The 17,027-nt window shown below is 58.7% G+C and carries 18 protein-coding genes; 9 read left to right on the top strand and 9 right to left on the bottom strand.

Features of this window, described 5'->3' with window-relative positions:
* Window positions 1-54 precede the first annotated feature (54 nt).
* Window positions 55-1,254, bottom strand: a complete 1,200-nt coding sequence (locus LRS06_RS08035; RefSeq protein ID WP_257871012.1) for a hypothetical protein — start codon at window positions 1,252-1,254, stop codon at window positions 55-57.
* A complete protein-coding gene (locus tag LRS06_RS08030; protein WP_257871011.1) occupies window positions 1,251-2,240 on the bottom strand; it encodes a DUF2157 domain-containing protein in 990 nt (329 codons plus the stop codon). Before LRS06_RS08030 ends, LRS06_RS08035 begins: the two co-directional genes overlap by 4 nt.
* Before the next feature lie 174 nt (window positions 2,241-2,414).
* Here LRS06_RS08030 and LRS06_RS08025 point away from each other — a divergent pair, with 174 nt between their 5' ends.
* The 3 genes from LRS06_RS08025 to LRS06_RS08015 all read left to right on the top strand — a co-directional run bounded on the left by LRS06_RS08025 (window position 2,415) and on the right by LRS06_RS08015 (window position 5,090).
* Window positions 2,415-3,845 carry a radical SAM protein gene (locus LRS06_RS08025; protein WP_257871010.1) on the top strand — a complete coding sequence of 477 codons (1,431 nt, stop codon included), beginning with the start codon at window positions 2,415-2,417 and terminating at the stop codon, window positions 3,843-3,845.
* Window positions 3,846-3,920: 75 nt separating this feature from the next.
* Entirely contained in the window at window positions 3,921-4,574 is a 654-nt protein-coding gene (locus LRS06_RS08020) for a hypothetical protein (RefSeq protein WP_257871009.1), read from the top strand.
* 33 nt (window positions 4,575-4,607) lie between these two features.
* Entirely contained in the window at window positions 4,608-5,090 is a 483-nt protein-coding gene (locus tag LRS06_RS08015; RefSeq protein WP_257871008.1) for a PRC-barrel domain-containing protein, read from the top strand.
* 78 nt (window positions 5,091-5,168) lie between these two features.
* Here LRS06_RS08015 and hemH read toward each other — a convergent pair whose 3' ends face one another.
* Window positions 5,169-6,209, bottom strand: a complete 1,041-nt coding sequence (hemH, locus tag LRS06_RS08010; protein WP_257871007.1) for a ferrochelatase — start codon at window positions 6,207-6,209, stop codon at window positions 5,169-5,171.
* Between the two features lie 212 nt (window positions 6,210-6,421).
* Between hemH and era the strand changes: the two genes are divergently transcribed.
* The 3 genes from era to LRS06_RS07995 all read left to right on the top strand — a co-directional run bounded on the left by era (window position 6,422) and on the right by LRS06_RS07995 (window position 9,209).
* Window positions 6,422-7,318: a GTPase Era gene (gene era / locus LRS06_RS08005; protein ID WP_257871006.1), complete on the top strand. Its 897-nt coding sequence runs from the start codon at window positions 6,422-6,424 to the stop codon at window positions 7,316-7,318.
* Between the two features lie 209 nt (window positions 7,319-7,527).
* The gene (gene der, locus LRS06_RS08000) at window positions 7,528-8,850 is read left to right on the top strand and encodes a ribosome biogenesis GTPase Der (RefSeq protein WP_196954318.1); all 1,323 of its coding nucleotides are present in this window, start codon (window positions 7,528-7,530) and stop codon (window positions 8,848-8,850) included.
* Window positions 8,851-8,969: 119 nt separating this feature from the next.
* Window positions 8,970-9,209 (top strand): hypothetical protein, encoded by a 240-nt coding sequence (locus LRS06_RS07995; RefSeq protein WP_257871005.1) that lies wholly within the window; start codon window positions 8,970-8,972, stop codon window positions 9,207-9,209.
* Window positions 9,210-9,437: 228 nt separating this feature from the next.
* Here LRS06_RS07995 and LRS06_RS07990 read toward each other — a convergent pair whose 3' ends face one another.
* Entirely contained in the window at window positions 9,438-10,004 is a 567-nt protein-coding gene (locus tag LRS06_RS07990) for a hypothetical protein (RefSeq protein ID WP_196954320.1), read from the bottom strand.
* A 454-nt stretch (window positions 10,005-10,458) separates the two neighbouring features.
* Between LRS06_RS07990 and LRS06_RS07985 the strand changes: the two genes are divergently transcribed.
* A complete protein-coding gene (locus tag LRS06_RS07985) occupies window positions 10,459-11,178 on the top strand; it encodes a hypothetical protein (RefSeq protein WP_257871004.1) in 720 nt (239 codons plus the stop codon).
* Window positions 11,179-11,554: 376 nt separating this feature from the next.
* On the opposite strand, the gene LRS06_RS07980 is transcribed toward LRS06_RS07985, so the two are convergent.
* The 5 genes from LRS06_RS07980 to LRS06_RS07960 form a co-directional block, all read right to left on the bottom strand.
* Window positions 11,555-12,052 (bottom strand): outer membrane protein assembly factor BamE, encoded by a 498-nt coding sequence (locus LRS06_RS07980; protein ID WP_257871003.1) that lies wholly within the window; start codon window positions 12,050-12,052, stop codon window positions 11,555-11,557.
* Window positions 12,053-12,405: 353 nt separating this feature from the next.
* Window positions 12,406-13,203, bottom strand: coding sequence for an N-acetylmuramic acid 6-phosphate etherase (murQ, locus tag LRS06_RS07975; RefSeq protein WP_257871002.1), 798 nt, complete (start codon window positions 13,201-13,203; stop codon window positions 12,406-12,408).
* 247 nt (window positions 13,204-13,450) lie between these two features.
* A complete protein-coding gene (locus LRS06_RS07970; RefSeq protein ID WP_257873394.1) occupies window positions 13,451-13,702 on the bottom strand; it encodes a cytochrome b5 domain-containing protein in 252 nt (83 codons plus the stop codon).
* A 152-nt stretch (window positions 13,703-13,854) separates the two neighbouring features.
* A complete protein-coding gene (locus LRS06_RS07965; protein ID WP_257871001.1) occupies window positions 13,855-14,367 on the bottom strand; it encodes a hypothetical protein in 513 nt (170 codons plus the stop codon).
* Window positions 14,368-14,380: 13 nt separating this feature from the next.
* Entirely contained in the window at window positions 14,381-15,004 is a 624-nt protein-coding gene (locus LRS06_RS07960; protein WP_257871000.1) for an arginase family protein, read from the bottom strand.
* Between the two features lie 206 nt (window positions 15,005-15,210).
* Here LRS06_RS07960 and LRS06_RS07955 point away from each other — a divergent pair, with 206 nt between their 5' ends.
* Window positions 15,211-15,702, top strand: a complete 492-nt coding sequence (locus tag LRS06_RS07955) for an AMP-binding protein (RefSeq protein ID WP_257870999.1) — start codon at window positions 15,211-15,213, stop codon at window positions 15,700-15,702.
* Window positions 15,690-16,991 carry an AMP-dependent synthetase/ligase gene (locus LRS06_RS07950; RefSeq protein ID WP_308239927.1) on the top strand — a complete coding sequence of 434 codons (1,302 nt, stop codon included), beginning with the start codon at window positions 15,690-15,692 and terminating at the stop codon, window positions 16,989-16,991. Before LRS06_RS07955 ends, LRS06_RS07950 begins: the two co-directional genes overlap by 13 nt.
* Window positions 16,992-17,027: the final 36 nt, after the last annotated feature.

Here is a 17,027-nt window from a genome sequence, read left to right as displayed (position 1 = left end):
GTCAGCAGTAGACGGTGGCCGTGACAGGGCTTTAGCAAACTCGCCCTTTGGCGGCTAATAGGTGCTCTCGGCCCCGCCGCCGCCGAACTGGCCCCCGCCAAACTCCAAGCCCGGCTGCGGCGCCTGCGGTACAACGGCCGTTTCGGCCACCACCAACGACTCCAGATTGAAGTGAGGCGGCTGCTCGTCATCCGGCAGGGAGGTAAGCCCGTGCCGGGCCGGCCGCAGGTAGCGTGCGGCCCAGGCGGCTACGGCCAGCAGCACCGCCCCGGCCAGTACGGCGGCTATTTCGGGTGGCAGCAGTGACCGGTAGTACCGCAACGTAGCCACCGAGCAGGCCGCCGTCAGTAACCCCGTCAGCAGCCAGATCCGGCTGGGGCGCCGCAAGCCGATTACAATATAATACAGCGGAATACCTGCCGTCAGAGCATAAAAGACCGGGGCCAACGGAATTTGGGTTGAGGTGAAGGCACCGCTGAGCATAGCGTTGGCTTCCCGTACCACGTAATAGTTGCCGGCCGCATAAAACGTGAGCAGCACCAAAACCTCCAGCAGCGTCAGACAAGGCTGGTAATACAGGTAATCAGGGCGCTTATGCAGCTGGCGCACGAGCCAATAAGCTCCCACGGCCGCCAGCATGAGCACAAATGGCAGCAGCGCCTGGCCATACGGAACCTGCAGCGCAGCATTGACGACCAGCAGCAGCAGCAGCAGGTAAGTAGCGGCGGCCACCAGCCTATCGGCGTAGCGAATGGTGGCTACGAGAAAAACGACGAACAGCGGCCCCAGTACCATTTGCAGATACGGGTTGCCCAAGGATTCGTAGTCCCGGCTGGCTAGGGGAATTACGTCGTAGATTACACCGGTGAAAAGAACAGTAACCCAGCCCAGGCAGCAGTACAGGAGCGCGTTGTCGGCGCCGGCGTGGTAGATGCGGGACCCCCGGATGCTCATTTCCAGCACGGCCAGCCCCCCGGCAGCACACAGAAAGGCCAGCACTTTCAGGAAGGAAGACGACACGACGTCGGAGAGGATCAGCGCCAGAAAGCCCGCGGCTCCGGCAGCTCCTATGCAGGTAAACAAAAACAGGCCGATGCGCAGAAACAGCCCGGGCCGGTAGAACTCCAGCGGGTAGCGGGCCCGGATAGCCTGGTGCTGCGCGGCGGTAAGCAAGCCGCGGCGGTGCCAGCGGGTGGCGGCTTGCTGCATGGCTTCCTGGTAAGCCCAGGCAGGGTTGTAGGCTTTCAGGCTCATGCTAGGCGAAGAAATTTCTTGGCGTTGACGAAGAAAAGAATAACAGCCACCGCCGAACCCATGAAATAGAACAAGCCCAGCATAATAGCAGCTTCCCCGTCGTTGAAATCAAGCAGATGGAAAAACAGGTAGGTGACGGTGATATAGCCATACACGGCGCCCATCAGCAGGAAAAGGTAGGAACGACGGAGCCGGGCATACCACACCAGGCCGGCGCTCAGGGCCAGAATCAGGAGCACCAACAGCGCGTTGGGCAGGAAGCTGGACAAGTAAAAATCAAATAAGGAAACGGTAGCGGCCAGCAGGGCCAGGTTTGCTCCCAGGGAAATATAGGTGAAGGCAAAGTGCCGCTTTCGATCCGCAAAATCGGAGTAGAACCCCACGCCGGCCAGCAGCAGCCCGAGCAGCACTGCCGCCCCACCCAGCCGCGACGACAGAAAGCTGTTCTCGGTGAAGGCCGAAAGCGGGGCAATGCTCACGCCCACCCAGGACGCCAGCGCTGTGAGGCCCATAGCCAGCACCCCCCGGTGGTCGAAACCATAAGCCAGGGCCAGAAACAGCGCGGCCGGGAGAATGGTAACCAGCCCGTAGCGGCTCCCGAAGAAGTTGTACTGCACCTGCAGATACGTTTCCAGGGCCAGAAACAGCAGGCAGCCCAGCAGCAGAATATAGTCCGGCACGAAGCTAACGGGCCGGGCTTGCCCCCAGGTAAAGGGCTGCCGGTGGCGGGTCGCATACCCAAAGCTGGCTGCCATCAGCAGCACCATGCTCCCGATGATGACGCCGTGCCCGATTTCACTTAAGTGCTGATACAGCAGTACGCCCAATCCACCGGTGAGCAGGGTGATGCCCAGGTACAGCGCAGCGCGCAACTCGTAGTGCAGGGAAAAGGGGCGCGTCCGCTCATCTTCCCGAATAGCTGCTGCCTGAGCTGCAGGTAGCAGCTCGGCATTTTGTAAATCAGTCAGAAGTTGATCAGGTATCATGTAAAGTAATAAGCTGGCCCACGAAGGTATCTGCGATAAACATAGCACTTCTTAGATGAGCAGCCAGATATCAGATACGAAACCTTTGCAATGCTCTTGTCTTGTAAAGTACTTTGAATTGCAAAGTTTATTCTGATTCTTTGTGTTGTTCTCTTCTCTGACACCGAGGCTGCTATGCACGTCAAATTCATTCTGCCGGCTCTTACCGAGGCCACCAATCCGTACTGGCGGCCCATCAAATACTCGCTGTTTCCGCCGCTGGGCCTGGCTACACTGGCGGCCTTCCTGCCGCCCGACTGGACCGCCGAGCTGCAGGACGAACACGTGGAAGAGCTCCGGCTGCACGATGCGCCCGACCTAGTCATCATCCAGGTGTACATCACCAACGCCTTCCGGGCTTATGCCCTGGCCGATTGGTACCGTAGCCAAGGAAGCTATGTATGCCTGGGAGGCCTGCACGTAACCAGCCTGCCTGAGGAGGCCGCCCCGCACGCCGACAGCATTTTTCTGGGCCCCGGGGAAGATATTTTTCCAAAGTTCCTGCGCGACTGGCAGCAGCGGCAGGCCCGATCCCGCTACGTAGCGCCCAGCCGCCGCACCCTGGCCGGTACACCACCCATCCGGCGCGACCTGATCCGGCGGGAACTGTATCTGGTGCCCAACTCCATCGTCGTCACGCGCGGCTGCCCTCACCATTGCGACTTCTGCTACAAAGATGCCTTCTTCGAGGGGGGCACCACCTTCTACACGCAGCCTATTGACGACGCCCTGGCTGAAATAGACCGGCTGCCCGGCCGGCACCTCTACTTTCTCGATGACCACCTGCTGGGCCACCAGCGCTTTGCCGCTGCCCTGTTTGATGGCATGCAGGGAATGGGCCGTCTGTTTCAGGGTGCCGCTACCGTCGATAGTATTCTGCGCGACAATGGCTTGCTGGAAAAAGCGGCAGCGGCCGGGCTGCGCAGCTTGTTTGTAGGATTTGAAACCCTGAGCCCGGCCAACCTGCGGGCCAGCAACAAGCACCAGAACCTGGGCCGCGACTATGCCCTGGCCATCCGCCGCCTGCACGATCTGGGCATCATGATCAATGGCAGCTTCGTGTTTGGCCTGGATGATGACGGGCCCGACGTGTTTAAGCGCACCGTTGACTGGGCCGTGCAGCAGGGCATCACCACGGCCACCTTTCACATTGCCACGCCTTATCCCGGTACCGCCTATTACCAGCACATCGAGGCCGAAGGACGCTTGCTGCACCAGCGCTGGAACGAGTACGATACCCGCACAGTAGTACACCAGCCCGGCCCCCACCTGACGGCGACGCAGCTGAAAGAAGGCTATGACTGGGCGTATCGGGAATTTTACTCCTGGGCCAACATCACCCGGGCCAGCCTCGCGCACGACAAGCTTAAGCACCAGCTCAAGCATTTTGCCTATGCCGGCGGCTGGAAGTGCTTTGAGCCCCTCTGGAACTTTATGATCAAAACCCGGCAGCTGCATTCCATGCGGCCGTTGCTGGAAGCAATTCTTGCTAGGGTGCAGGGGGCGCGGGCCATTCCGCAGCCCGCGCCCGCCGACTTTATCCCGCTGCCCGTGCTACCGGGGTAGGCCTCTTCAGCAAAAGGGACGTATCGTATTTCTCCTATAATGCGTATGGACAGCCCAAACCCTGCTCTCGCTGCTATGGCCGACATCAATATTCAACGCAAAAAGTCTTCTCCCAGTCCCTGGCTGCTGATTCTGCTCGTGCTGGCCGTGGTGGCGGCGGCCGCTTACTTTCTGCTCCGGCACGACACCACCTCTACCACGCCACCCCCGGTCGCTACTGCCGCCAACCCGGCCCCCGACAGCACCACGGGCGCCGAAACCGGCCCCCGTCCCGATAACAATGCGGCTGTGGCCGATATGAGCACCCCCACGGAGGCTGCGGCAACACCGGATGAATTAGCCACTTTCGCTGCTGCTGATGCCGCTACGCCCGACTACGGCCGGCGCGGCCTGCAACAGTTGAGTGCCGTACTCAGCAGCCTTGCCGACCGGGGCGACCTGCGCGACCCGGCCATCAGCACCCGCCGCGACGATCTGACCAGCGCTACCAGCCGGCTTGATGAAACCGGCTCCAGTCTGCGGCCCGGCTACGTAGCTGCCACGGCCCTCATGCAGGCCATGCAGCAAAAAGCTTATCCTGAGTTGGAGACGGAAATCAACCAGTTGACGACTGAGGCCGATGCGCTGACCGGTCGGGCTGCCACACCTCAGGATCAGCAGGCGCTGAAGGCGTATCTGACCCACGCAGCCCGCGTAGTGCAGGCCCTCAATCAACCCCCGGCGCGCTAAGCCGCCGCCATATTCCTTTCGATTGTTTTGCCCATGGAACCCGTTACCGACCCGATTCCCTCTGCCCAGGGTATGCACCTGCGCCGCCTGCGCGACCTGACGGAGTTTGAAGTAGCCGATGGCAACCCCGATGTACGCGGCTGGGCCGTGCGCGGGGCCGACGGCCGCCAGTTTGGCCAGGTGTACGAGCTGATTGTGGATGCCGAGGCCCTGAAAGTTCGCTACCTGGATGTAGAGCTGGATGAAAGCCTGCACATCAACGAGCGGGACCGGCATATTCTGCTGCCCATTGGCGTGGCCGCGCTGGATGAGGATGGCGACAATGTGTTCGTGCCCTCGCTCACGGCCCAGTCGGTGCTGGACTACCCGCCGTACGTCGAAATCCAGATTACCCGCGAGTACGAGCAGGCCATGCTGCGGGCCCTGAATCTGCAGCTGCCCGAGGGAGAGCAGAGTTTTTACAACCAGCCCGGCTACGACGACAGCCAGTTCTACCAGCGCCGCCGGCTGAGTTGAGTGCTTTCTGTCTGAAACACGCAGGCCCGCTTCCAGATTACCGGAGGCGGGCCTACATACTTTATGGTGGAGAAGACGCTAATTACGCCGAATCATATCGGCCACGGCATCTACCCATTGCGGGTGCGAGTTGAGCGAAGGCACCAACTGCCAGTGTTTGCCGCCGGCCTGCTCAAACATTTCCTTGAACTCTTCACCTACCTCAATGGTCGTTTCCAGGCAGTCGGCCACGAAAGCCGGGGAGAAGGCCAGCACGTTGTGAATGCCTTTGCCAGGCAGCTCCTTCAGCACCTCGTCGGTGTATGGCTGCAGCCACGGGTCACGCAGGCGGCTTTGCAGGCGGCTCTGGAACGTGGTGGTGTACTGTTCCGGAGTTAGGCCTAGAGCCTTTCCCAGTTGCCGCGACGTTTCAAAGCACTGCGCCCGGTAGCAGTAGCGGTTGTTTTTGTTGTAGCTGGCGCAGCAGCTGCCCAGCTTACAGTAGCCTTTGTGGCTGCCCTTCAGCACGTGCCGCTCGGGAATGCCGTGGTAGCTGAAGACAACATGGTCGTAGGCGTGCTTTGCCATTTCGACCTTGCCCAGCGTAGCAAAGGTTTCGATGAAGCCCGGCTCCTCCACGAAGTTGCTGATGAAGGAGATGCTGGGCACAATCCACCAGTCTTTCACGATGTCCATCACCTTTTCCTGCACCGAGCCCGTGCTGGCCGCCGCGTACTGCGGAAACAGCGGCAGCACGATAATCCGCTCTACGGCCGCGTCGCGCAGCTCTTCCAGCGCACTTTCAATGCTCGGGTTCTGGTAGCGCATCCCGAAGGCCACGAGGTAGTCTTTGCCCAGCTGCTCCTGCACCAGCTTCTGCAGATCGAGGCCGTGGTAGAGCAGGGGAGAGCCGCGGTCCGTCCAGAGCTGCTGGTAGATCTTGGCCGATTTGGGCGCCCGCAGTGGCACTACTAACCCCCGGAACAGCGGGTAGCGGATGGCGGCCGGCATGTCAATCACCCGGGCATCGGTCAGGAATTCGTTGAGGTAGCGGCGTACGTCCGGGGTGCTGGGGGAGTCGGGCGTGCCCAGGTTCACGAGGAGTACACCGATGCGGCCTTTGGAAGCGGATGAGGGCATTTTATGCAGCTGTTAGCGGTTAGCCTGTAGCCGCCGGCCTTTCGCAAGGATGGCCGCTGCCAGGCTACGGGCTACTAAGTGAGAACTGTGCGTTAAACCAAAAAGAAAGCTGTTTGGCTCGGTTTCCGCTGCAAAAAAAGCTAATATCTAACTGCCGACAGCTAACCGCTCAGAATAACCGTACCTTTGCAGGCCAATTTTCAGACACTGAAGTGAATACCGAACCAAAACCGCACCGCGCTGGCTTCGTGAGCATTATCGGCAAGCCCAACGTGGGCAAGTCGACGCTGATGAATGCCCTCATGGGCGAGCGGCTCAGCATCGTAACTAGTAAAGCCCAGACCACGCGCCACCGCATTCTGGGCATCCTCAACGGCGACGACTTCCAGCTGGTGTACTCCGATACGCCCGGCATCATCCAGCCCAAGTACGAGTTGCACAACGCCATGATGTCGTTTGTGTACTCCTCCCTCGAAGACGCCGACGTGATTCTGTTCGTGACGGACATCTACGAAAAGCACGACGAGGAGCCGGTCGTGGAGCGCCTGCGCAAAATGGTGGATACGCCCATTCTGCTGCTGGTAAACAAGATCGACCAGGCCGACCAGGCCAGCGTGGAGGAGAAAGTAGCCTACTGGCAGGAGCACCTGCCCAACGCGGCGCGGGTGCTGCCCATTTCGGCCCTGGAGAAATTCGGGACGGGTGAGCTGCTGGACCTGGTGCTGGGTTACTTACCCATTCACCCGGCCTACTACCCCAAGGATGAGCTGACGGACAAGCCAGAGCGCTTCTTTGCGGCCGAGATGATCCGGGAAAAAATCTTCAAGCTCTACAAGAAGGAAGTGCCTTATAGCTGTGAGGTCGAAATTGAGGAGTTCAAGGAAGAGGAAGACATCATCCGCATGCGCTCCATCATTTACGTGGAGCGCCCCAGTCAGAAAGGCATCATCATCGGCCAGCAAGGCGTGGCCCTCAAAAAAGTAGGCACCTGGGCCCGGGAGGAAATGGAGAAGTTTTTCCAGAAAAAAGTGTTCCTGGAAATCCACGTCAAAGTCAACGAAAACTGGCGCACCGACCCTAAAGCCTTGAGCCGGTTCGGCTATCAGTAAATCATCCTAGCACGTCATGCTGAGCGAAGTCGAAGCATCTCGCTAGTGTGATAATTACTTTTTGATTACTACCACAACATAAGCACGCGAGATGCTTCGGCTTCGCTCAGCATGACGTTCTAGAAGAAGCAACACCACCGACCTCACACTCACTTAACTACTCCGGGCACTGCCGAAACTGGTCGGGCCGGCGGCTGGAGTCAGACAACATGAAAAATACCATTGCCATTGTGGGCCGCCCGAATGTGGGCAAGTCCACGCTGTTCAACCGCCTAGTGGGCCAGCGCAAAGCCATTATGGACAACGAGTCGGGCGTGACGCGCGACCGGCACTACGGCTACGGCGACTGGACCGGCAAGTACTTCACCGTGATTGATACGGGTGGCTACGTGCACAACTCCGAGGACATCTTCGAGGGCGAAATCAACAAGCAGGTAAAGCTGGCCATTGAAGAAGCAGATGTGGTGCTCTTTATGGTGGATGTAGACTCCGGCCTGCACCACCTCGACGAGGAGTTTGCCAACGTGCTGCGCCGCTACCAGGGCAAAAAGCCCATGTACCTGGTAGCCAACAAGGCCGATACCAACGTGCGGGCCCACGCCGCCGGCGAGTTCTACGCCCTCGGCATCGGCGACGGGGAAATTTTCCCCATCAGCTCTCAGAGCGGTTCCGGCACCGGCGACCTGCTCGACGCCGTGGTAAGTCACTTCCCCGAAGAAGGCATCGAAGAGCCCGACGCCGGCGTGCCCAAAATTGCCATTGTGGGCCGCCCCAACGTGGGCAAATCATCGTTCGTGAATCTGCTGCTGGGCACCGAGCGCAGCATTGTCACGGACATTGCCGGCACCACCCGCGACTCTATTCAGGCCCGCTACAATGCCTTCGGCCAGGAGTTTATTCTGGTAGATACGGCCGGGCTGCGCCGCAAAACCAAGGTACACGAAGACATCGAGTTCTATTCCGTGCTACGCTCCCTGCGGGCGCTGGAGGAGTCGGATGTGTGTATCGTGATGCTAGACGCTACCCGCGGTATTGAGGCCCAGGACATGAACATCATCGGCCTAGCCGATAAGAACCGCAAGGGCATCGTGATTCTGGTGAACAAGTGGGACCTGATCGAAAACAAGGAAACCAATACGGCCAAGGAGTTCGAGGAGAAAATCCGCGAGAAGATTGCGCCCATCAGCTACCCGCCCATCATCTTCGTGTCGGTGCTCAACAAGCAGCGCGTGCACAAGGCCATCGAAACCGCCGTGCAGGTGTACGAGAGCAAGCGCCGCAAAATCCCGACTTCGGAGCTGAACGAGGTGATGCTGAAGGAAATCGAGAAGTACCCGCCGCCTATCCAGAAAGGCAAGCTGGTGCGCATCAAGTACGCTACGCAGCTGCCCACCCACAACCCGGTGTTTGCCTTCTTCTGCAACCTGCCGCAGTACGTGAAGGAAAGCTACGCCCGCTACCTCGAAAACCGCCTCCGCGAGCATTTCGACTTTACGGGCGTGCCCATCGGTATCGTGTTCCGAAAAAAATAATCGTACTGTCGGGTTACCTTCCGGGGGGAGGGTATAAAGCCCCGTAGCTCACCAGAACTTCCCGTGGAACGCCGGTGACGCTACGTTTCTTTCGACATCCATTTTACCCAACCCCCACAATGAAAAAGGTTCTGTTCCTCGCCCTGGCTGCTGCTTCGTTCACCTTCGCTTCTTGCGACAGCAAAACCGAAAACAACCAGGAAGCTGCTGCTGAGCAAGTAGAAGAAAATGCTGAAGCCAAGGCTGACGCTATGGAAGATGCCGGTGCTTCGGACGCCGCTGCTGACTCGGTAGAAGCCAATGGCGAAGCCAAGGCTGACGCTATGGAAAACGCTGCTGACGCAACCGACGCTAAGTAGTTTGCTGCGCCTCTCGGCGCAACAAAAAAGGCCGCCTCTGCAAAGAGGCGGCCTTTTTTGTTGCGGTAAATCCTCAAAGCCGGGCGCCGGCCCAGCCGCCGGAGCAAACCACGGCGGGGCTGCGTAGCGTGAGCGAAGCAGCCCCGATCCGTCAGAACGAAATCGTGAGGCTCCCCCTCTCCACGATGTCGCGCATCAAGCGAGGGAAGGGGGCCGGGGGGTGAGGCCCTATCCCAGCCGGCGGCGCAGCAACCCATCCACCACCTCAAACAGCTTGCGCGGGGCGTAGGTGCGCCACGGCAGCTCGTCGAGCTGGCCGCCAAAGTTCACGTAGTTGTCGATGTTGAACTGGTGCATTTCGCGCACCACGTGCTCCTGGAAGTTGACGCCTGCAATCCAGCCGTCCTCCACGTCCTCAAACCACTCCTCGTAGTAAGAGTCGTCGGAGCCGTGGAAGTTGAACACGTTTTCGCCGATGAGCACGAATTTGCGGATGCCTTCGTGCGTCATCAAATCAATGATGTTGCGCTTGAGGTGCATGATGTCGTTTTCGATGGCGTCGTTCCACTCCCCGATAAACTCGATGACGGCCGTGCCCAGGTCGTAATCCACAAACAGGATTTTCAGGTACAGCGTCTCCGATTCGAGGCTGTCCCACTGCGGGTGGATGTAGTAGCCGTAGATGGTATTGGTGAAGGTTTCCAGGCTGTTTTCGGCCTCAAACAGCGGGGAGCGGGGGTCTTCGGTGGCGGAGTACTGGTCAATCCAGGCGTAGTGCGGCTCAATGGTATGCACGGCAGATGCGGGTGTGGTGGTACGGACAGATTCAACAACTCGGGGCGGAAAAAGCTCCCGTAGGCATACGCGGATTCTGACGTGGCGGCTAGCGGGGCCGGCAGGTTGCGGGGGCAATGATTAGGGCAAGCCAAGTGGTGTCCTCGCCTTCGCCGTCGCCCTATCGGGCTTCGCCGGTATCCTGGCAGGCTTCGCCGTTGTTCCAACAAGCTTCGCCATCATGCCAGCAGGCTTCGCCGTCGTTCTGGTATACTTCGCTGTCGTCTGAGTAGGCTTCGCCGTCGTCCCGGAAAGCGCCGCTGCCGCTCCGGGAACCTCGCTACCGTGGCAGCTGGCGTTGGCGTAGCCTCCAAATGGGGTGCGGGGCAGGAAATGGGTGCACTGGAAGCGGTATTGGGTTAGTCTGAAAATTCAGGTAGTTTACTGACGATATTCACTTTAACTACCTGATAGTATGCCTGAAAACCCCGCCGATTTTGATTTCCGCCACGAAGAGCTGATGCCCCTGGCCAAGCTGCTGCGCGAGCAGTACACCCGCGACAAAGCCGACTTCGTGGACCTGTTACCTGATGAATACACCGACGCTTTCCTGACCGAGTACGACCGGCGCCTGGCCGCCGCCAACAAGCTCGTGAGCCAGCTGGTGCGCCAGGGGCAGGCTGCCGTCATCGGTCAGCGCCTGAAAGAGAAGGGCGAGGCCCTGCCCGCGCTGCTTAACCGCCTCGAAGCCCGCGCCCGCCGCGCCACCGGCCTCACCGTGCCCCTGAAGAAGCTCGGCCTGAAGGAAGCCCGCGCCGCCTACGCCAGCAACGACCTAGAAAACCTGGCTACTGCCCTCAAGGACCTGCTCCAGAACCTAACCGACAACGCCACCGCCTTGGCCGCCAAGGGCCACACCGCCGCCGAAACCACCAAGATCCGCCAACTGCACACCGCCCTGATGGCCGACAGCGCCGCCCAGGACGCTACCCAAACCAGCAACCAGCGCGTTACGGCCGCCAACATCACGGTGCTCAACCAGCTCTATGCCCTCATGCGGGAGCTCATGCAGGATGGCAAAAGCCTTTACCGGGGCACCGATAAGGCCAAGCTCAAAGGCTACACCCTCCGCCAGCTCCTCAAGCGCGTCCGGCAGCAGCGGCAGGAGCAGGAGGAAGGGGAGAGCGAGGGGTAGCAGGCAATAATCTGCAAGAAAAACGGGCACCCAGTTGGGTGCCCATTTCTGTATATATTCGTTGCAAACCACTCCGCGAAGGGTGTATGGCAGTTTCCTGGATGGTGTAGAGACGCATACTTGCGTCTCATCGTACGCGCCGCGTGACGTTCAACCAAGAGGTGCGAATAGGTATCTGTACCTAACCGCTACAACGGTTGTGGATCTGCTACAGATAAGCACGATATAACGTTTCGGGGCTTGGCGTTCGGGCGGGTTTCGGAGCACAAAGCTGTCAGCCAGCACTGAACTTGAATAGAAGCACAATGCTCCAAGTTTGCACGTCACACCGCCTGACGCAAAACCCGTGTTATAGGCTGCGCTTTCTGTTTGTCAATTATGTTTCATGTTGTTTAACCTTTACTACTTTACCAGCTTTAAATTCAATGTCAAGTACATCTGGGTCAATGTTCGCAAATCCTGGTCTAAAACCTAAATAGTAATTCCAATAGTCGCTTTCGTCTGTGTTACCTTCATCACCGAGTAATTGTCGTACTTCTGATTTTGTCTTGCCGATTAGCATTTTACTGTCTATGATGTCCTCTGATAGTTCGTAACGCTTTTCCTTGTCGGTAAACCATTTTTGTTTGTTAAAGTCATGAGTTGGATGGTAGCTCATACTAAAAAACCAAAGTATAATAAGCCCAACATAAATTAGTGGTGTCGCTACAATTGTCGCTGTCCAAGTAGCAATTTTTCTGGTCTTGTCAATTTTTATAAACTTTTTTAGTATCCAACGCCAAATAAAAAATGTCGGAATACCAAAGATGATTAAAATGAAATAGACTTCAATGCTCACTCCAAAAAGTGTCGGTATGTAAAGTAGTGCCGTCATTTTTAGTATAGCCGCTAACATTTGTTTGCCTGAAGGTTAACGTATCAACCGGTTTCGTGAAGCGGTGCTAAGTACGCGAAAAACCTTCGGGAAGCAGGTCAGATACGGGCTGCTTCCCGAAGGCAATGAATCAAAGCTTCAGCATATACATAGAGCCTCCCGAGACAAGTAAGCTACATGCACTTAAGTAGTCAGTCAGAAGTAGGCGTATTCGGCTGGTTGTCATGCTGAGCGAAGTCGAAGCATCTCTACCGCTTCGTTAGAGAGCCTTCAACGAAGCGGTAGAGATGCTTCGACTTCGCTCAGCATGACAACTGTTTTGCTTCGGGCGACTTTCTAGATAGGTTCTAAGCCTACCGCCCCGCCTCAATAGCGGCCCGCACGGAGCCGTGCTGCTGCAGGAGCGCCGCCGCTTCGGGCTGGGGGATGCCCAGCTCGTCCATGATCATCTTTTCGCCGCGGTCTACGAGCTTGTGGTTGGAGAGCTGCATGTCCACCATCTTGTTGCCCTTCACGCGGCCCAGCCGAATCATGGTGGCGGTGGTGAGCATGTTGAGCACCAGCTTCTGGGCGGTACCGGCCTTCAGGCGGGTGCTGCCCGTCACGAACTCGGGGCCGGTTACCACTTCCACGGGGTAGTCGGCGGCGGCGGCCACGGCGGAGGCTGCATTGCACACAATGCAGCCGGTGGCAATGCCACGGAGGCGGGCCTGCTCCAGGCCCCCAATAACGTAGGGCGTGCGGCCCGAGGCAGCAATGCCCACCAGCATATCGTCGGCCGTGATGTGGTGGGCCTGCAAGTCCAGCCAGGCCTGCTGCGGGTCGTCCTCGGCGTTTTCCACAGCCTGGCGGATGGCGGTGTCGCCGCCGGCAATGAGGCCCACTACTAGGCCGGCCGGCACGCCGAACGTAGGCGGACACTCAGAGGCATCCAGAATGCCCAGCCGCCCGCTCGTGCCCGCCCCGATGTAGAACAACCGCCCCCCGCGCTGCAACCGGGCCACCGTGGCTTCTACCAGCGCCTCAATCTGAGGCAGGGCCTGGGCCACCACGTGCGGCACCGTCTGGTCGACGCTGTTGATGCCGGCCAGCAGCTCGCGGGTAGAAAGGGTTTCGAGGTCGTGGAAGTTGGAAGGGCTTTCGGTGGTCACGGGAGGTGAAAGGTGAAGTGGTGAAAGGTGAAGTGGTGAAGCGCTGTCATTGCGAGGAGGCACGACGAAGCAATCCGTCCTGGACAATGTGCTACGCCCTCAGATGTGACAAGTCCCTGTTATACGCACAAACGTCAGGGGCTTTCTGGTAGAAGAAAGTGCCCGGTTTTGCCCAGGACGGATTGCTTCGACACTGGCTTGATACGCCACCTGCTCGCAATGACAGCGTTTTCTTGCCAGGGCATGTTCACTTCAACCGGCCAATCACCTTGAAGTTGTCGAACACATGGGCGGTGTGCGGGGCGTCTTTGTCCAACTCCCGGGTGAGGTCCTGGCCGGCCCAATGCTCGTAGTGGTTGCCGCGCCGCCACAGGCGGGAGCGGGTCACGTCGTAAATCTGCCCCTGGTACGCCACCCAGATTTCGTCGCGGTCCTGACCGTTGCGCAGTGCAAGCTGGGCGCGGGTATAAGTTTCTAGTTGCTGGTTGCTGGTTGCCAGTTCAGGCAGGCCCGCCGAAGGCAAGAAAATTGCCCCAGTGGCGTCTGCGTCTGCAGTAGTGGCAAGCTTTTCCGCTTCCGCAGAAGACTCATCAGGTGAAACAGGCTTTGGCATATCCGTCAACTAGAAACTAAAAACCAGAAACCAGCAACTTACCCTAAAAGAGCCTGCGTGAGAATCCAGCGGTTGGGCAGGTCGCCCTGGGAGGCGTGCAGGTAGTCCTGGTAGCTGCAGGGCACAATGCGCTTCACGGAGCTGTCGGCCATGCTTTCCACTTCCAGCCACCACTTTTCGGTGCGGCGGGCTTTGTAGAACACCAGCTTAGCCGGCGTGCCCGGCAGCCCAATAGCGTAGCGCATAAAGCGGCGGCTCTGAAAGTCGGTTTCGCCCAGACGGTGGTAGAAGCCTTCGATGAAATACCAGAGCATGGTAGCGGCGGCAAACGCGGCCAGGCCATGCTCGTCGCGGCATGGGCGGTATCCGTAGAGGCCGAAGGAACTGAGCTGGTCGTTGTGGCCGGCGTACCAGCATAGCTGCGACGCTTCCTCGCCCGTGAGGCCGTAGGGGCTGGCGGGGTAGTAGCCGGGGAAATCGGGCCAGCGCAGGGCCGAGAGGTCGAAGCTGAGCATGTCGGCCTGGCGGATGAGGGGCTCGGCCTGGCGCACATCAGTGTGTACTTCACCCAGGCGCAGCGTTTCGAAGCTGGAGCTTTTCCAGAGTGCCCAGCACGCCCGGTGGCACCAGGTACTGCTGGTGCCCGATCTGGCTGAAGCAGAACAGAAAGTTCGGCTCGTGCATCAGAATGCGGCGCAGGTGCGTGTCTTCGGCCGTGGCGCCGTCGTGCTCGGCCATGTCCACGCGGGCATCAATGGTGACGTGGCTGACGGGGCGCTCCAGGGTTTCGTAGGCCAGAAACTGCCCGTAGTCGAGGTCCTGGGAGCCGCCCAGCAGCAGCGGAATGGTCTTGTTTTCCAGCAGGGCCGCCACAATCTCGCGCAGCCGCAGGTAGGTATCTTCCAGGGTAAGGCCGGGCCGCAGGTTGCCCAGGTCTACCAGCCGGATGGGGCCGGTGCCTTTCTGCAGCTGGTAAAACCGTTCCCGCACCGCGTTGGCACCGTGGGCAGCCGGCGCGCCGGCCGCGCTGCCCCGCCACTCGTCCAGCCCAATCAGGGCCAGATCGGCCGTGCGCCAGTCGGGAAACGTATCCACAAAGCGCGAGGCGTAGGCCCCCAGCGTGGTAGGAGCCGGCGGAGAAGCCAGCGGGTCTTCGGGCAATGGATCAAAAAAGATAGCGAGATTCATCGGACGCAGACGGAGCGGACTCCCACAAAGCTACGCAAAACCCGGCCACGCCCCTAGCCGCTCCGTAGAGCATTCTTGCGGCATAAGCTGGACAACCGGCAAAAAAGTAGTTATTTAAGCTGCGGTTTGTGCTGGGCGCAAGTTCTTCGCCCGCCGGCCCGCCATTCCGCGTCTTTGCATCTTCCCACCAGTGCCTTTCTCTCTTCATGGACATTCGCCGTACCTTCGACATCCTGCCCCACCTGCAGCAGAAGTACAATAAGCCCGACTGCTTCGCCGCCAAAATCGACGGCAAATACGTTCCCGTCAGCACCGATACGGTGGTGGAAAAGGTCAACCAGACCAGCCTGGGTTTGCGCAGTCTCGGCATCGGCAAAGACGACAAGGTGGCTATTATCTCCATGAACCGTCCCGAGTGGATGTTCGCCGACTTCGGTATTGCGCAGTTGGGGGCCACCAGCGTACCTATGTACCCTAGCATCACGGTCGAGGACTACAAGTATATCTTCACTGATGCCGGCGTGAAGGCCGTGTTCGTGTCGGACAAGAAGCTGCTCGACAAAGTGCGCGAAGCCACCCAGGGCCTGAACATCCCCCCGGAAAACGTCTTCACCTTCGATAAGATAGAAGGCGCCCGGCACTTCGATGAGCTGCTGGAGCTGGGCAAAAAGGCAACCCCGCCGACCTGGAGCCCCTGAAAGCCGCCGTACAGCCCGACGACCTGCTTACCCTCATTTACACCTCGGGTACCACCGGTCAGCCCAAAGGGGTGATGCTTACGCACAACAACCTGCTCAGCAACTGTCGCAACTCTCAGCCCTTCGTGCCCGTCACCAAGGACGATAAAGCTCTGAGCTTCCTGCCACTCTGCCACATCTTCGAGCGGATGGTCACGCACCTCTACCTCATCAACGGCGTGAGTATTTACTACGCCGAGAGCATGGAAACCATTGCCGACAACCTGCGCGAAGTGAAGCCCGAAATCTTCACGACCGTGCCCCGTCTGCTGGAAAAGGTCTACGATAAGATTGTAGCGAAGGGCCACGAGCAAACCGGCGTGAAGAAAAGCCTGTTCTTCTGGGCCCTGGACCTGGGGTTGAAATACGACAACCAGAAGGACAATGGCTTCCTGTACAACACGCAGCTCAAACTCGCCAACAAGCTTATTTTCAGCAAATGGCGTGAGGCCTTGGGCGGAAACCTGCGCTGCATCGTGAGTGGGGGCGGCGCTTTGCAGCCGCGTCTGGCCCGCGTATTCTGGGCCGGCGGCATTCGGGTGATGGAAGGCTACGGCCTGACCGAAACTTCGCCGGTAATTGCCGTGGGTGGCTACGAGCCCGAAAACAACATGATTGGCACCGTGGGGCCCATCATCAACAACACTGAAGTGAAGATTGCCAAAGACGGTGAAATTCTCACCAAGTCGGAGTCGGTGATGAAAGGCTACTACAACAAGCCCGAGCTGACGGCCAAGGAGTTTGACGAGGAAGGCTGGTTCCACACCGGCGACATCGGCGAAATCGTGGACGGCAAGTTCCTGAAAATTACCGACCGCAAAAAGGAAATGTTCAAGACCTCGGGCGGCAAGTACATTGCCCCGCAGGTAATTGAAGGTAAGCTGAAAGAGTCCCCGCTGGTAGAGCAGGCTATGGTCGTCGGCGACGGGCAGAAATTTCCTTCTGCGCTGGTTATTCCCTCATTTGATGACCTCAAAGGCTGGTGTAAGCGCAACGGTGTAGACTACAACTGCTCCAACCAGGACCTCGTGAAAAACGAGAAGGTAGTGCAGATGTACGAGGACCTCGTGCAGAAATACAACAGCGGCTTCGCCCAGTGGGAGCAGGTAAAGAAAATTGCGTTGCTGCCCCAACTCTGGACCGTGGAAACCGGCGAGATGACGCCCACTATGAAAGTGAAGCGCAAGGTCATCACCGAAAATAACAAGGACATCATCGAAAACCTGTATAATCAGAACGGCCAGCGCTAAATCCAGAGCGGCCCTGTAGCCAGCGCTACGGGGCCG

The sequence above is a fragment of the Hymenobacter sp. J193 genome (assembly GCF_024700075.1).
Classification (GTDB): domain Bacteria; phylum Bacteroidota; class Bacteroidia; order Cytophagales; family Hymenobacteraceae; genus Hymenobacter.
This window is presented reverse-complemented; position numbering and strand designations above follow the sequence as displayed.

What these genes read in the sequence shown, in the direction of transcription:
- LRS06_RS08035 (WP_257871012.1), bottom strand. Translation starts at nt 1,254, where the DNA reads ATGAGCCTGAAAGCCTACAACCCTGCCTGGGCTTACCAGGAAGCCATG.
- LRS06_RS08030 (WP_257871011.1), bottom strand. Translation starts at nt 2,240, where the DNA reads ATGATACCTGATCAACTTCTGACTGATTTACAAAATGCCGAGCTGCTA.
- LRS06_RS08025 (WP_257871010.1), top strand. Translation starts at nt 2,415, where the DNA reads ATGCACGTCAAATTCATTCTGCCGGCTCTTACCGAGGCCACCAATCCG.
- LRS06_RS08020 (WP_257871009.1), top strand. Translation starts at nt 3,921, where the DNA reads ATGGCCGACATCAATATTCAACGCAAAAAGTCTTCTCCCAGTCCCTGG.
- LRS06_RS08015 (WP_257871008.1), top strand. Translation starts at nt 4,608, where the DNA reads ATGGAACCCGTTACCGACCCGATTCCCTCTGCCCAGGGTATGCACCTG.
- hemH (WP_257871007.1), bottom strand. Translation starts at nt 6,209, where the DNA reads ATGCCCTCATCCGCTTCCAAAGGCCGCATCGGTGTACTCCTCGTGAAC.
- der (WP_196954318.1), top strand. Translation starts at nt 7,528, where the DNA reads ATGAAAAATACCATTGCCATTGTGGGCCGCCCGAATGTGGGCAAGTCC.
- LRS06_RS07995 (WP_257871005.1), top strand. Translation starts at nt 8,970, where the DNA reads ATGAAAAAGGTTCTGTTCCTCGCCCTGGCTGCTGCTTCGTTCACCTTC.
- LRS06_RS07985 (WP_257871004.1), top strand. Translation starts at nt 10,459, where the DNA reads ATGCCTGAAAACCCCGCCGATTTTGATTTCCGCCACGAAGAGCTGATG.
- LRS06_RS07980 (WP_257871003.1), bottom strand. Translation starts at nt 12,052, where the DNA reads ATGACGGCACTACTTTACATACCGACACTTTTTGGAGTGAGCATTGAA.
- LRS06_RS07960 (WP_257871000.1), bottom strand. Translation starts at nt 15,004, where the DNA reads ATGAATCTCGCTATCTTTTTTGATCCATTGCCCGAAGACCCGCTGGCT.
- LRS06_RS07955 (WP_257870999.1), top strand. Translation starts at nt 15,211, where the DNA reads ATGGACATTCGCCGTACCTTCGACATCCTGCCCCACCTGCAGCAGAAG.